Raw genomic sequence first — 13,217 nt, 5'->3', positions numbered from 1 at the left:
TCCCACGTGACAAAAGAGGGTGTTGCCCTCGTCCGGTCCGACTTTGCAATCTGGCGCCAACTTCATGAGTGAGAGCATCAAAGATCCCGGTGAGTTGCAGCGCATCTACGAACACCGCTTCACGGCGATGCTCGGATACCGCCGGAGCGTTTGGCAGCTGCTCACCGCCGCCTATTTTCAACGCTTCGTGCGCCCGACCGACGCCGTGCTCGACCTTGGCTGCGGCTATGGCGAATTCATCAACCACATCCGCTGCGCGAAAAAATTCGGTATGGATTTGAATGCGCGTTCGCCCGAATTTCTCGCACCAGACGTGCAGTTCATCGCGCAAGACTGCTCCACGCGCTGGGCGTTGCCGGATGCGTCGCTCGACGTCGTTTTCACCAGCAACTTTTTCGAGCATCTACCCGACAAAAAAGCGCTGCGCGACACCTTGTTGGAAGCCCACCGCTGCCTGAAGCCCGGCGGCCGCCTGATCGCGCTGGGGCCAAACATAAAGTATGTCGGCGGCGCCTACTGGGATTTCTGGGACCATTTTCTGTGCCTCACCGAGATGTCGCTGGCCGAGGCCTTGCAGAACAACGGCTACGTGGTCGAGAAATGCACGGCTCGTTTCCTGCCCTATTCGATGGTGAACGCGCCGCAATATCCCCTCGCGCTAATTCGCCTCTACCTGCTCGTCCCGGCCCTTTGGCGTCTCTTCGGCAAACAATTCCTCGTCGTCGGTCGCAAGGCTTGATGACCGTCGATCGCCAGTTCCGATGAGTGGCCGCACGGATGAGCGTCGCACCGCTTCGAACGCCGTCGCGACGCGGAGGCCCAAAGTCATTGCGCGCTGGCTGTGGCTGGCGGCCTTCGTCTTGATCATTTTTGGGGCGAAACTTTGGTTCATCGATACCGCTGGCAGCGATCTGCCTTTTTGGGATCAGTGGGATGCGGAAGGCGAATTTCTCTTCCGCCCCGCGCTTGAGGGCAAACTGACCTGGCAGGACATCCTCCACCCGCACAACGAACATCGGATCGTCACCAGCAAACTCTACGCCCTCGGCCTGCTGCGCGCGAACGGCCAGTGGGATGCCCGCCTCGAGATGACGTGCAACGCGCTGGTCCACACCTTCGCTGCGCTCATCCTCCTCCTGCTCGCTCGCCAGGCCGTGCGCTCGGCTTGGATCATACCGATCGCCGTGCTGCTGGCGCTGTTGCACACGCTCCCTTTTTCTTGGGAAAACTCCCTGTCTGGCTTCCAAGTCGCGTTCTATCTCCTGCTCGTTTTTTCGTATGGCCAGATTTGGCTGACGCTGGCCGCGGAGCGATTCGGGTGGCGCTGGTGGCTCGGTCAACTTTGTGGACTCGCCGCACTGATGACGTTGGCGTCCGGCCTCCTGTCGAGTGTCGCAATCTTGATGGTGACGACGCTCCGCATAGTGCGGGCGAGGCGCTGCACGGCGCAGCAGGCAGTCACCTGCGTCGTGGTTCTTGGCTTCTCCATTGCCGGATGGCTCATGAAAACGGACGTGCCCGCGCACGCCTCGTTGAAGGCGACGAGCTGCGCCGAGTTTACGCGCTGTCTGGCCGGGCTCCTCGTTTGGCCCGCGCAGGAATATCTGCCGTGGGCGATTGTGCTGCTGGCGCCCGGCCTGCTGTTTGTGCTTCGCTGTTTCCGCCGACCTTCATTGAGCACTGTGGATACAGTGATTCTGGCGCTGCTCCTCTGGGTCTTCCTCCAATGCGCGGCGACCGCCTACGCCCGCGGAGCGGACGAGAGCGCGTTCTCTTCACGCTATCTGGACCTGTTTGCCGTCAATGTCGCGCTTGGCTTCCTGCTTCTTGTTCGCGAATTTGACGGCGGCCGGCGCATCGCCGCCCTCGTTTTCTGGTCGGCCTTGGTGCTGCCCGGTCTGACCCACGAAACTCTCGCTCACTGGAGAATGGGCGTGCTTCCACAGCTCGCGCGCGAACGACCACAAGTTGCCAACGTGCGCGCCTACGTGAGGACCAATGATTCCGCGCATCTGCTCGGGAAACCGTGGGGCGAGATTCCATATCCCGATGGCGATGTCTTGCTCGACCGACTAAGTTCTCCCGAAATTCGCCGCATCCTGCCTCCAAGTGTCCGCAGACCCGTCGATGTTGGAACGGCGGTGTCGCCGACCCTGCACGCTGTGCCGGAAGCACTGAAGTCCGCCGCCCACGAGCCGACCTTCAGCACTTGGGCGCTTCCGCTGCATTCCGGGACGTTTACGTGGCGAAGCGCGATGCAACCCGCGACCACGTTGCCGGTGCTGCGTTTCAGCATCAGCGGCAACTTGGGCGCCCCTGGACATCATCTGCTTCTGGTCGTAAAAAGCGCCTCCGGTGAAACTCCCGTTGTGCCGGACCACGCGCCGGGCAATCGTTGGAAAACGGTCAACGTCTTTCGCCCTTCGGGATCGTGGTGGCTCGAAGCGAGCGACGCGGATCCTCACGGATGGTTCGCCTTCTCAGGGCCCGTCGAAGTCGGTCGTCTTTCCTGGGCGGCCGCCAAATTGCTGAAATATCACTCGGTGTTGTTGTGGGCCGGCGCCTTGTTTTTGGTGGTCGGCGCAGGCTTCACGCTCGCTGATCAAGCGGGAGCACCCGAGTGGCTGCACGGCCGCAGGCGCGGTGCGTTTCGTCGAGGATGAATCCGGGCGCGCTCTTTCTTCTCGCCACGTTTCTCGTGACGGCGGCGATCGTGGGAGCCCCGGCGGTCGCCGCGCATTTTTGGTTTCGCACGCGGAGCGATGCCGATGAGCGCGTTCTGATCGTCGTGCCAATCGTCGTCGTCGGTTTGGTGGGCTACCTCACCTTCTGGGCGTTTTTCGTTCATCCGGTTCTCGGCCAACTTTTCAGTTTCGCAGTCCCGCTCACTTCCTGGATCGCAGTCGTCCGCCTCGGGCGAAAAAGTCGAGAACACGTAAGACTCGGCGGCCTGGGCCTCCCGGCTTTGATCGCCGTTGGGCTGGGACTGTTTTACCTCGGCGTGCTTTATCTGCCAAAACTTGGTCACGCTTACGCTGACCAGGCCGCGTATCGGTTCGTGCACGATCTGCCGATCGATTCGGTCATTCCTCAAATCTTCGGCGACCGGCTATTTTTCAAGGAGCCGCTCCGCCCATTTATCGTGGACTGGCTCAGTAGTGATCGCCCTCCGCTGCAGGCAGGCCTCTACCTGTCGGTCCTGCCTTGGCTGCAACTTTTTCACGTGCCCCGGCAGTTGGGCTACGAATGCCTCGGCACTCAGGCGCAACTGCTGTGGGTGCCTGCTGCGTGGTTGCTCGCCCGTGCGCTGGGCCTCAATCGCACCCGGCGCACCGTTGCCCTCCTGGTGGTCGGCAGCGTGGGATTCTTTTTGCTCAATAGCGTCTACGTGTGGCCGAAATTGTTAGCCGCCGCCTACGTCGTTTTATTCGCGTTACTCATCCTTGAACGGTCTCCGCACCACGAACGGCGGGTCATGATTCTCGCGGGAGCGTGTGCCGGCCTCGCGTGGCTCGCCCATGGAGGAGTCGCCTTTTCACTTATCGCCCTCGCGCCCTTTTGGATCGCAAAGCTATGCCCCGGGTGGAGGCGAATTCCGGCCGGAGCGATCACTGGCCTGTTGCTCGTCATTCCGTGGGTCCTGTTTCAACGTTTCTATGATCCACCAGGCAACCACCTGCTTAAGTGGCATCTGGCCGGCGTAACCGCGATCGACGATCGGGGAGTGGTCGAGACGCTGCGGGCCGCTTATTCGGCCCTGAGCTTCGATACTTGGCTCGCCGGCAAGCGCTATAATCTCGCAGTTCTTTTCGGGGGTTCGTTCACCGAAATATTCAACATTTTCACCACCCCTATCAAACCCCGCCGCATCCACGAATTCTTCTATTTATTCCGCGCCATGGGCCTATTGAACCTCGCTTGGTTTCTGTGGCCGGCGGCTCGGTCGGCGCGCAATGGAACCACTCGTCCCAATCTTTCGCTCCGGTGGACCCTGGTGGGCTGGACCCTTCTCACCCTTGCGCTGTGGATCCTGCTCATGTTCGAACCGGGGTCCACGCTTCTGCACCAAGGGTCTTACGCCGTGATGCTCGTAGGCTGCACTCTTGCCGTGGTCATTCTGCTGGAAATTCCTTTCTGGCTGAGCGCAATTGTTCTGGGTTGGCATTTTGTATATTTCAGCGCCACGTGGCTGCCGTACACCGGATCCGCCAAACTCAACCCAGGAGAATTCGTCGTCATGGGCATCGGCATTCTCCTACTCGCCGCAGCGGTCAAGGTGGCGCGTCAATTGGACAGGAAGCATGAAGCTTTAGGAGCATGATGCTGATTTTCGATTGCTGCGCGCGGACCGCCCGCCCCACGGGAAACGCATCGCGTCGCCAGTTTCCGCTGTGTCGCTCGCGACGACTCCAATTTCTTTGCCGCGGCGAGACGTTTTTGGTTCGCGCCGCGCGCTGCTAAAAATTGGGTTCGACGCCTCCGGTTTGCATGTCGTTTCCGAAATATCTGTTCAGCGATCCTCTCATCGTTAGTGCTCGCTCAAAGCTAGCTGGTTCACGCCGGATGCAACTTGTCGTCACGTTGGTTGCCGTGCTCGGCATCTTGGTTTTGCGGCGTCCAGAAGCCTTCTTACACCCCCAATTTTGGGCGGAAGATGGACAGGTTTTTTCGTTCAGGCCGATGTCCTCGGCGCGCACTCGTTGCTCTTGCCTTACGCCGGCTATCATCTTTTCGGGCTGCGATTAGTGGCTGCGCTCGCATCGTTTTTCGACCCCCTCTGGGCACCAGCCATCTATGTTTGGTGCAGCGTGGCGACCGTTTGGGGGTTAACACTCGCGCTCTTCTCGCCGCGCCTTGATATAGCGTTCCGCCCTGCCTTGGCCTTGGCCCTCGTCCTTGCGCCGCACACCGGCGAGGTGTTTCAGAACCTCACCAATGTGCAATGGCTGTCCGCGTTCGGACTTGTGCTGCTCCTGTTGCTGCTGTCGTCGTCGCCACGGCCGCGGTGCAACTCTATACCATTCGCCACGCCGCGGCTCCTCCAACCGAGCTGCCATTCGATAGCGGTTCGGAGATCCTGCGTATTTGGGGCTTCCGCGGCTGGTTGCTTCTGTTGACGCCGTCTGGGTTGGCCCAGCAGTTCCCGAATTTCGCCGCCATAGCGATTGGCCTCGCCGCGACCGTCGGACTTTTCGTCAGCGGTTATACCAGAAAGCCCGGCCGCTGCGTGCGCCTCATGCTGTGGTCCGCGGCCGGCGCCGTCTTTGCGGCTGGCATTTTTCGATTCCACGGAATGCTCGCCGTTTTCAACTCCCCCATGAATGGCGACCGCTACTTTTTTGTCCCCAAGGTCCTGATCCTCTGGTTGCTGATTTTGGAATGGGACCACGCTTCGTGGACCCGAAGGTTGGCGCGCAGCGCGACGGTTCTGGCGTTGGTGGCGTGTCTCTCGCATTGACGCTTTCTGCCGTATAAAAACTACGATTAGCCCTCGTGGGCCGCTCGCATCCGCCAAGGCCAAAGCGTCGTGGTTCCCATCAATCCGGAGGGCATGACCTTCACCTACCCCGGAGCGCCACCGCCGCGCTAAAGTGCAGCGCCGCCGCTCCGATGCTCCGCCCAGAGCACCGTTGCAACAGCGGCGGTCCACCCAGGCAATCAACAAAACCCGCTGCTTCAGCTGCGCTAGGCGTCATCCCCTTGCCGCGGTGCGTGGGAAATGCTCCATTTCTGCCCGCATGCCCAAAACCCTTCTGGTCACCGGTTCCTCCGGACTCATCGGCTCCGAGGTTTGCGTCTATTTCGCCCGGCACGGCTACGCGATCCATGGCGTCGACAATAACCAGCGCGCCGTATTTTTCGGGCCGCAAGGTGATACCCGTTGGAACCAACAGCGACTCGCGCGGGAGTTGCCTGGTTTCACCCACCACGAACTCGACATCCGTGATCGCGCCGGCGTCGCGGCTCTCATCAAAGCCGTGCGACCGAGCGTCATCGTGCACACCGCCGCCCAACCCTCTCACGACCGCGCCGCCGCCATTCCCTTCGACGATTTCGATACTAACGCCGTCGGCACGCTGAACCTCCTCGAGGCGGCGCGACACGCATGCCCTGAGTCGCCTTTCGTGCACATGAGCACGAACAAGGTTTATGGCGACGCCCCGAATTCCATTGCGCTCAGCGAACTCGCCACGCGCTGGGACTACGCGGACCCGAGCTACGCGAATGGCATTCCCGAGACGTTTACCATCGACCAATCGAAACACTCCCTCTTCGGCGCCTCCAAAGTCGCCGCGGACGTAATGGTGCAGGAATATGGCCGTTACTTTCAGATGCCCACGTGCTGCCTGCGCGGCGGCTGCCTGACCGGCCCCAACCACACGGGCGTCGAGCTCCACGGGTTCCTCTCGTATCTCGTAAAATGCAACCTCGAGGGCCGCGAATACCGCGTGTTCGGCTACAAAGGCAAGCAGGTGCGCGACAACATCCACTCGCTCGATGTCGCCCGGTTCATGCACGCCTTCGCCGAAGCTCCGCGCGCCGGGGAAGTTTACAACCTCGGCGGCGGCAAGGCCAACTCGTGCTCGATCCTCGAAGCGTTTCAACTGGTCGAAAAGCTCACCGGACGCCCGCAAATCTCCACCTACGTGGACCAAAACCGCGCCGGCGATCACATCTGCTATTACTCAGATCTGCGGAAAATGCGGGCGCACTTTCCCGCGTGGGATCTCACCCAATCGCTCGAGGAAACCATTCGCCAGATTGTCGCCGCCTGGCAGCGGCGAAGCGCCTGATCACGTCGCCGCCACGGTGGCGAAATTGCGATAGATCTGGAGTCCCTTCGCCTGGCTTTTTTCCGGGTGAAATTGCGTCGCGAAACACCGGCCGCGACCGATCGCCGCCGTAAACGTGCCACCGTAATCGCACTCGGCGAGGACGACCGCAGGATCGACCGGCACGCAGTGAAAACTGTGCACGAAATAAAACGCCTCGCCTTCTGTCGCGAGCCCCGCCGCCAGCGGTGAAGCCGGTTGGACGAAGTTCACCGAATTCCAGCCCATGTGGGGAATCTTGAATTCGGCCGGCCGCCGGAAGCGCACAACGTTTCCACGAAAAATTCCCAGCCCTTCGACACCGCCTTCCTCCGATCGCTCGAACAGCGCCTGCATTCCCAGACAAACGCCCAGAAACGGCCGGTCCGCCGCAATCCACCGGCGCACCTCCTCATCGAGACCAGACGCCCGCAGCGCCGCGACGCAGTCGCGCAACGCACCGACGCCGGGCAACACGAGCCCGCGCGCATTCGTCCCGCTCAATTCATCCGGGGTGCGCACGACGCGCGCCAGTGCGCCGACGCTCTCCAGCGCCTTCGTCACGCTGCGGAGGTTGCAAATGCCGTTGTCGATGACGGCGATGGTGGGAGCAGTCATGAAAATACGCCGAAGCGCCTGCGCCGGCCAGGGAAGGCACAGCGCGCTGCGACTCGCAGGGTCTACAGTTTCCCCTTTGTGCTCGGCAGCAAATCGGCCGCGCGCGGATCGATCTGCGTCGCGGCATCCAACGCCCGCGCCAGACCCTTGAAAATCGCCTCCGCCACGTGATGCGGTTCCTCACCGTAAACCAGCTCAACGTGCAAGTTCGCGCCCAAGGTATTGCTAAACGCGCGGCAAAATTCCTTCACGAGCACGATGTTGAAATCGCGCACAAACATCGTCGGCGCACTCACGTTATAAACCAAGTGCGGGCGGCCGCCGAGGTCGACCACGACGCGGGCCAACGACTCGTCCATGGGCAGCAGGAAAAATCCGTAGCGGCGAATGCCCAGTTTGTCCCCCAGCGCCTGCTTGAATGCATCGCCGAGCACCAAACCCACGTCCTCGACCGTGTGGTGATAATCAACCGCCACGTCACCCGTCGCCTTCACATCCAAGTCGAATAGCCCGTGCTTCGCAAAGAGCGTCAGCATATGGTCGAGAAACGGGATTCCCGTGTCCACATGGGCCACGCCACGGCCGTCGATCGCCAGCGTGAGGGCGATATCGGTCTCGGCAGTTTTGCGAGTAAGTTGGGCTAGGCGGTTTGAAGCCATGCGTCGATGGTTTGGTTGAGAACGCGCATCTCCGCGTCCGTGCCGACGCTGATGCGCAGGAAAGAAGCGGTCAAGGCGTGGCTGGGAAAGTAGCGCACGAGCACTTGGTGCGAGAAAAGGAAATCGTAGAGCGACTTCGCCACCGCAGGTCCCGTCTCTCCTCGCGCGGTGCGCGGTTCAACGAAGAGAAAATTCGCCTGCGAGTGATAGCCAAACCATCCCCGCGCGGCGAACGCCGCGGCGGATTGATCGCGCGTGGCGACGACTCGCGCGATGGTGGCGCGGAAGTAGTCGTCGTCCTCCAGCGCCGCGAGCGCCGCAGCCTGCGCCAGACGGCTCACGTTGTAGCTGTCGCGCACGCGATCAAGCAGCCCGATCAGTTCAGCGTCACCAAGCGCGTAACCCACGCGCGCGCCGGCGAGCGCATAAGCCTTGGAAAACGTGCGCACAATGACCAGGCGCGGATGCCGGGCCAGCAGCGCCACTGCGTTCTCCCGCGCGAAGGGCGCGTAGGCCTCGTCTACGACCACGAGCCCGCCGAACTCGCCGAGCAGGCGCTCGATCGCCGCTGGCGAAAAGCCGACGCCCGTCGGCGCATTGGGCGACGTAAGGAAAAACGCCTTCGCTGCGGAGGCGCGAATGCGCGGCCACGGCAACTCCATCGAGCGATCAAACTCGACGATCGCGCAACGACCGTCCTGCACCTCCACGAGCACCGGATAGAGCGAATAGCTCGGCAACGTGAAACCCACCTCGGCGCCGGGCGCACAGAACGCGCGCACAAGCAGATTGAGCACGTCGTCGGAGCCGTTGCCGACGATCACGTTTTCTTCGCGCACGCCATGATGACGAGCCAGCGCCGCGCGCAGCAGACTGCTTTTCGGATTGGGATAAAGGCGCAGGCTGGCCCCGTCGTCTCCGAGCTCGCGGCGAATCGCTTCGGCCACACGCGGACTGGGCGGATACGGACACTCGTTAGTGTTGAGTTTGACCCAGCCTTGGCCGGTGGGCTGCAGACCGGGAGTGTAGGCGTGAAGCCGCGCGACATGCGGCTGAGCAAGATCGGAGAGGCTCATGGCAATTCACTTCTCCACTCGAATGCGCGCCGAACGGCCGTGCGCATCCAAGCGCTCCATCGCAGCGAACGCCGCCACGACGCGTTCGCCCGCGCGAATGCTTGTCCGATCGTAACGCACCACACTCGTGCGGCGCATGAAGTCCGCGACACGCAATCCGCTGAAAAAACGCCCCGCCCGCGCGGTCGGCAGCACGTGACTCGGCCCAGCCGTGAAATCGCCGAGTGCGGTGGGCGTTTCGTTGCCCACCATGATCGCGCCCGCCGTCGTGATCGCACCGATCAACCGCGTTGCCTCCGCCGGCGCCACGAGCAACTCGAGATGCTCCGGTGCCACGTAATTCGCCACCTCCACCGCCTGCGCAAAGGTGCGCACCTTGATGGCTAAAAAACCGTGCTCGAGCACGCGCGCCGTTTTTTCCGACCGCGTCAATGAGCCAAGTTGCTGCGCAACCTCGTGTTCAACCCGCGCGATTTGACGCGTCGAATTGCTGACGAAGTAGATTTTCTCGCGGCCGGAGCCATGCTCCGCCTGCGCCAGCAAATCCGCCGCCGCGTAATCGGCCCGCGCCGTCTCATCGGCAATGATCATCACTTCGCTCGGTCCCGGCAGCGAATCGACTCCCACGAGGCCGAAAACCTGCCGCTTTGCCTCGCACACGTAGGCGTTGCCCGGCCCAAATACTTTATCGACGGCAGGGATCGTCGCCGTGCCATACGCCATCGCGCCGATCGCCTGCACGCCGCCGATGCGATAGACTTCGTCGACACCGACGAGCTCCAAGGCCGCAAGCAATCCGGGCGCAACCTCGCCGGCGCGATTGGACGGCGTGCAGACGACGATCTCCGGACAACCAGCGATTTTCGCCAGCGTGGCCGTCATCAAAACGGTCGACACCAGCGGCACCTCCCCACCCGGCACGTAAAGGCCGACGCGACGGATCGGATCGAACTTTTCGCCGACGCGGGCGCCCTGGCGGTTGCGCCCCGACCAGTCGGCGGGCAAGCCGCGCCGGTTGAAGGCAACGATGTTCGCATGGGCGGCCTTAAGCGCGCGACGATCACCAGCCGATATCTGTTTCGCCGCGGCACGGAGTTCGGTCGGGGCGACGCGAAAGGCTTCAGGCGCGAGCGAGGCACCATCGAATTTCGCGGCGTAGTGGCTGACGGCGACATCACCGCGCACCTGCACGTCCGCGAGGATTTCAGCGACGGCCGCGGAAATTTCGCGAGGCACCAAGGCACTGCGGCAAAAGTCGGCGAGCTGGCCCGCCGCGCCGGGTTTCGAGTAATCGATCGAGCGCATCAAAAATCAGCGAAGAGCGTCAGGCCGCGCGCGCGGCCTCCGACGGCAAAGCCCTTCAGTTGGGAATCAAATCAGGGACGGCAAACAGCGAGTCCGGGAAGTTCTCGTTGACCGTGATTTTCTCGAACGTGATCGAGACCGTGATTTCTTTTCCATCCGCATTCTTACTGACCGTGATCAGCTTTTGCGGGAAGCGAATCCCATCGACGATCACTTCGCCCTCTTCACGAATGCTGCCGCCCGCTTCGGTCTCCGTCCGCACCAACCGACCGGTCGCAGGGTCGAAATAGCGATAGAAGACAATGTCGGGATCGTGGATGAACGCGATCTTGCGCGTCGTCACGCCGTCCACGACGGCCGTGCCCTCGTCCTTGAGCTGACCACCGATGCGCTCGATTCCGCGAAAAAACGCCAGGTTCTCCCACGTGTTCGCGCGCAGGCGTTTAACTTGGTCCTTGCCGAGGAGGGTGAGCTGCCAGCCGGCTTTGTCCTTGGCATCCTGCACCCGGTGCCACGCTTCGTAGCCGTTAAGTCCTGTGACTTCCGTGCCCTTGTTTGACTTCGCTTCGATGCGCTGCTGGTCCGGTTTTTGGAAAATGATGTCGATCTGCACCGGGCCCGTTGCGCCGCTATCGTCGGCGTTGAGTTTGCCGGCGAAGTGCACAGAGGTGAGCGCATCGATGGTCTTTTCGTTACCCAAATAAGCGCGCGCTTTGGCGATGATGGGCAGTTCCGCCTGCGCGACAACGGTGACGACCAGCATCGAGGCAGCAGCAATCGTGAGGCGCAAAAGACGGTTCATGGAGGAGAGCAATAGACAAGTTCCGGACGGGAGGGAAGCGTGCTTCTCATTCCCACTCGATCGTGGCCGGCGGTTTGGAACTCACATCGAGCACCACCCGCCCCACGCCACGCACTTCGTTGGTGATCCGGCTGGAAATCTTCTGGATCAAATCGTGCGGCAGTTTCGCCCAATCTGCCGTCATCGCATCCGTGCTCTCCACAATGCGAAGCGCGATCACGTAGTCGTAGGTGCGCTCATCGCCGAACACCCCGACTGTCTGCACGGGCAGAAAGACGCAGAACGATTGCCACACCTTGTAGTAGTAGCCCGACGACATCATTTCCTCCTGCAGGATGGCATCCGCATTGCGAAGGATGTCGAGCTTCGCGCCGGTGATATCACCCATCACGCGGACGCCGAGCCCCGGCCCGGGGAACGGTTGCCGCCAGACCACCTCGCGCGGCAGGCCGAGCGCAGCGCCCACGGCGCGAACCTCATCCTTAAATAATTCGCGCAACGGCTCGATAAGTTTAAGCTTCATCCGCGCGGGCAAGCCGCCGACGTTGTGATGCGTTTTGATCAACGATGCGGGATTATTTCCGATTGAGACGCTCTCGATCACATCAGGATAAAGCGTGCCCTGTCCGAGGAAATCCGCATGGCCGACCGCCTTCAGCGATTTCTCAAACACTTCGACAAACGTGCGGCCAATGATTTTCCGCTTCTGCTCGGGCTCGGTGATGCCCTTGAGCCGGCGGAGGAAAGTGCGCGAGGCGTCCACCACGCGGACGTCGACGCGGAAATTACGCTGGTAAAGGGATTCCACCTGCTCTCGTTCGCCTTTGCGCAACAGGCCATTGTCCACGAAGACACAGGTCAGCTGCCGCCCAATCGCCTTGTGCAGCAGCGCCGCCGCCACCGAGGAATCGACTCCGCCCGACAGGCCGAGGATCACTCGTGACGAGCCGACTTTCGTGCGAATCTCGTCCACCGCATGATCGATAAAATCGCGCGTCGTCCAATCTTGCTGCGCGCCGCAAACACCCACGAGAAAGTTGCGAATGATGTCCACGCCCCGCTCGGTGTGAAACACCTCCGGGTGAAATTGAATGCCGTAATAACGACGCTTGGCATCCTCGATCCCTGAGAAGGGCGAGTTATCCGATGTCGCGGTTGCAACAAAACCCGGCGGGAGGCGGGTGAGCTTATCGCCGTGAGAGTTCCAGATGCGGAGCTTGCGCGGCAGGCCGGCAAAAAGCTTGCCCGGCTTTCGCACGGTGAGTTCGCCATGGCCATACTCGCGCGCCTTGCTCTTTTCCACCTCGCCGCCGAGAAAGTGTCCCATCAGCTGGACGCCATAGCAAATTCCGAGGATCGGCACGCCGAGTTCGAATACGGCCGGATCCGGGTGCGGCGCACCCTTCGCATAGACGCTTTGGGGTCCGCCGGAAAAGATCAGCCCGATCACGCCTTCCGCCTTCAACTGGGCCGCTGGAGTCGAATAGTGGTAAATCTTGGAATAGACTTGGCACTCGCGGATACGCCGCGCGATCACCTGTGTGAGCTGCGACCCGAAGTCTAAAACGGCGATGACTTGTGGCATGAGAGAAAGTTAGAAAACAGGGAAACGGTGGCGGCGCCGCAAGCGCGATTCTTACTCGTTGCGAACGTGCCGCCCGAGCGGCCGACCACACCGCTCAAAACCGCAGCCGGGAGTTTTCGTGTCCACACTGCGGACATCTGGCCAATTCGGTGCCGGCCGGTGCCGGGTAGAGCTGATCGCAACGGATGCAGTGAAACGTGGTCTTGCGCCGGGCGCCTTCGAATCGGGCGTGGTCCCGGCGATCGTAGTAGAACCACAAACCGAGGAAGACGACGGCGACGAGCACGCAATAGACGATTACGGCGGTGGAAAAATCGAACATAGGAGTATGCCGCCACCGGCTCCGGCGGGACAGCAATT

12 protein-coding genes are annotated in these 13,217 nt (G+C 61.6%); 5 read left to right on the top strand and 7 right to left on the bottom strand.

Going from position 1 to position 13,217, the window contains the following annotated elements:
* The first annotated feature begins 64 nt into the window (after positions 1 to 64).
* From K0B96_RS03880 to K0B96_RS03860, 5 genes are all read left to right on the top strand, one after another.
* A complete protein-coding gene (locus K0B96_RS03880) occupies positions 65 to 739 on the top strand; it encodes a class I SAM-dependent methyltransferase (protein WP_220164045.1) in 675 nt (224 codons plus the stop codon).
* A 22-nt stretch (positions 740 to 761) separates the two neighbouring features.
* Positions 762 to 2,663 (top strand): hypothetical protein, encoded by a 1,902-nt coding sequence (locus K0B96_RS03875; RefSeq protein WP_220164043.1) that lies wholly within the window; start codon positions 762 to 764, stop codon positions 2,661 to 2,663.
* Between the two features lie 35 nt (positions 2,664 to 2,698).
* Positions 2,699 to 4,321, top strand: coding sequence for a hypothetical protein (locus K0B96_RS03870; RefSeq protein ID WP_220164041.1), 1,623 nt, complete (start codon positions 2,699 to 2,701; stop codon positions 4,319 to 4,321).
* A gap of 621 nt (positions 4,322 to 4,942) precedes the next feature.
* A complete protein-coding gene (locus K0B96_RS03865; protein WP_220164039.1) occupies positions 4,943 to 5,458 on the top strand; it encodes a hypothetical protein in 516 nt (171 codons plus the stop codon).
* Between the two features lie 280 nt (positions 5,459 to 5,738).
* Positions 5,739 to 6,794, top strand: a complete 1,056-nt coding sequence (locus K0B96_RS03860; protein ID WP_220164037.1) for an NAD-dependent epimerase/dehydratase family protein — start codon at positions 5,739 to 5,741, stop codon at positions 6,792 to 6,794.
* On the opposite strand, the gene hisH is transcribed toward K0B96_RS03860, so the two are convergent.
* The 7 genes from hisH to K0B96_RS03825 form a co-directional block, all read right to left on the bottom strand.
* Positions 6,795 to 7,430, bottom strand: coding sequence for an imidazole glycerol phosphate synthase subunit HisH (hisH, locus tag K0B96_RS03855; protein ID WP_220164035.1), 636 nt, complete (start codon positions 7,428 to 7,430; stop codon positions 6,795 to 6,797).
* 62 nt (positions 7,431 to 7,492) lie between these two features.
* A complete protein-coding gene (gene hisB, locus K0B96_RS03850; protein WP_220164033.1) occupies positions 7,493 to 8,089 on the bottom strand; it encodes an imidazoleglycerol-phosphate dehydratase HisB in 597 nt (198 codons plus the stop codon).
* Positions 8,071 to 9,165, bottom strand: a complete 1,095-nt coding sequence (gene hisC / locus K0B96_RS03845; protein WP_220164031.1) for a histidinol-phosphate transaminase — start codon at positions 9,163 to 9,165, stop codon at positions 8,071 to 8,073. Before hisC ends, hisB begins: the two co-directional genes overlap by 19 nt.
* Positions 9,166 to 9,171: 6 nt before the next feature.
* Positions 9,172 to 10,470: a histidinol dehydrogenase gene (gene hisD, locus K0B96_RS03840; protein ID WP_220164029.1), complete on the bottom strand. Its 1,299-nt coding sequence runs from the start codon at positions 10,468 to 10,470 to the stop codon at positions 9,172 to 9,174.
* Between the two features lie 55 nt (positions 10,471 to 10,525).
* Positions 10,526 to 11,272: a hypothetical protein gene (locus K0B96_RS03835; RefSeq protein ID WP_220164020.1), complete on the bottom strand. Its 747-nt coding sequence runs from the start codon at positions 11,270 to 11,272 to the stop codon at positions 10,526 to 10,528.
* A 46-nt stretch (positions 11,273 to 11,318) separates the two neighbouring features.
* On the bottom strand, positions 11,319 to 12,857 hold the full coding sequence (guaA, locus tag K0B96_RS03830) for a glutamine-hydrolyzing GMP synthase (RefSeq protein WP_220164019.1): 1,539 nt from the start codon (positions 12,855 to 12,857) through the stop codon (positions 11,319 to 11,321).
* Positions 12,858 to 12,951: 94 nt separating this feature from the next.
* A complete protein-coding gene (locus K0B96_RS03825; RefSeq protein WP_220164017.1) occupies positions 12,952 to 13,179 on the bottom strand; it encodes a hydrogenase nickel incorporation protein HypA in 228 nt (75 codons plus the stop codon).
* Positions 13,180 to 13,217: the final 38 nt, after the last annotated feature.

The organism is Horticoccus luteus (genome assembly GCF_019464535.1).
Taxonomy (GTDB): Bacteria; Verrucomicrobiota; Verrucomicrobiia; order Opitutales; family Opitutaceae; genus Horticoccus; species Horticoccus luteus.
The sequence above is the reverse complement of the archived record's forward strand: the minus strand, read 5'-3'. Positions and strand labels throughout refer to the sequence as shown.

Excerpts from the sequence above, each read along its gene's own strand:
- K0B96_RS03880 (WP_220164045.1), top strand. The coding sequence starts at position 65 with ATGAGTGAGAGCATCAAAGATCCCGGTGAGTTGCAGCGCATCTACGAA.
- K0B96_RS03875 (WP_220164043.1), top strand. The coding sequence starts at position 762 with ATGAGTGGCCGCACGGATGAGCGTCGCACCGCTTCGAACGCCGTCGCG.
- K0B96_RS03865 (WP_220164039.1), top strand. The coding sequence starts at position 4,943 with ATGGCTGTCCGCGTTCGGACTTGTGCTGCTCCTGTTGCTGCTGTCGTC.
- K0B96_RS03860 (WP_220164037.1), top strand. The coding sequence starts at position 5,739 with ATGCCCAAAACCCTTCTGGTCACCGGTTCCTCCGGACTCATCGGCTCC.
- hisH (WP_220164035.1), bottom strand. The coding sequence starts at position 7,430 with ATGACTGCTCCCACCATCGCCGTCATCGACAACGGCATTTGCAACCTC.
- hisB (WP_220164033.1), bottom strand. The coding sequence starts at position 8,089 with ATGGCTTCAAACCGCCTAGCCCAACTTACTCGCAAAACTGCCGAGACC.
- hisC (WP_220164031.1), bottom strand. The coding sequence starts at position 9,165 with ATGAGCCTCTCCGATCTTGCTCAGCCGCATGTCGCGCGGCTTCACGCC.
- hisD (WP_220164029.1), bottom strand. The coding sequence starts at position 10,470 with ATGCGCTCGATCGATTACTCGAAACCCGGCGCGGCGGGCCAGCTCGCC.
- K0B96_RS03835 (WP_220164020.1), bottom strand. The coding sequence starts at position 11,272 with ATGAACCGTCTTTTGCGCCTCACGATTGCTGCTGCCTCGATGCTGGTC.
- guaA (WP_220164019.1), bottom strand. The coding sequence starts at position 12,857 with ATGCCACAAGTCATCGCCGTTTTAGACTTCGGGTCGCAGCTCACACAG.
- K0B96_RS03825 (WP_220164017.1), bottom strand. The coding sequence starts at position 13,179 with ATGTTCGATTTTTCCACCGCCGTAATCGTCTATTGCGTGCTCGTCGCC.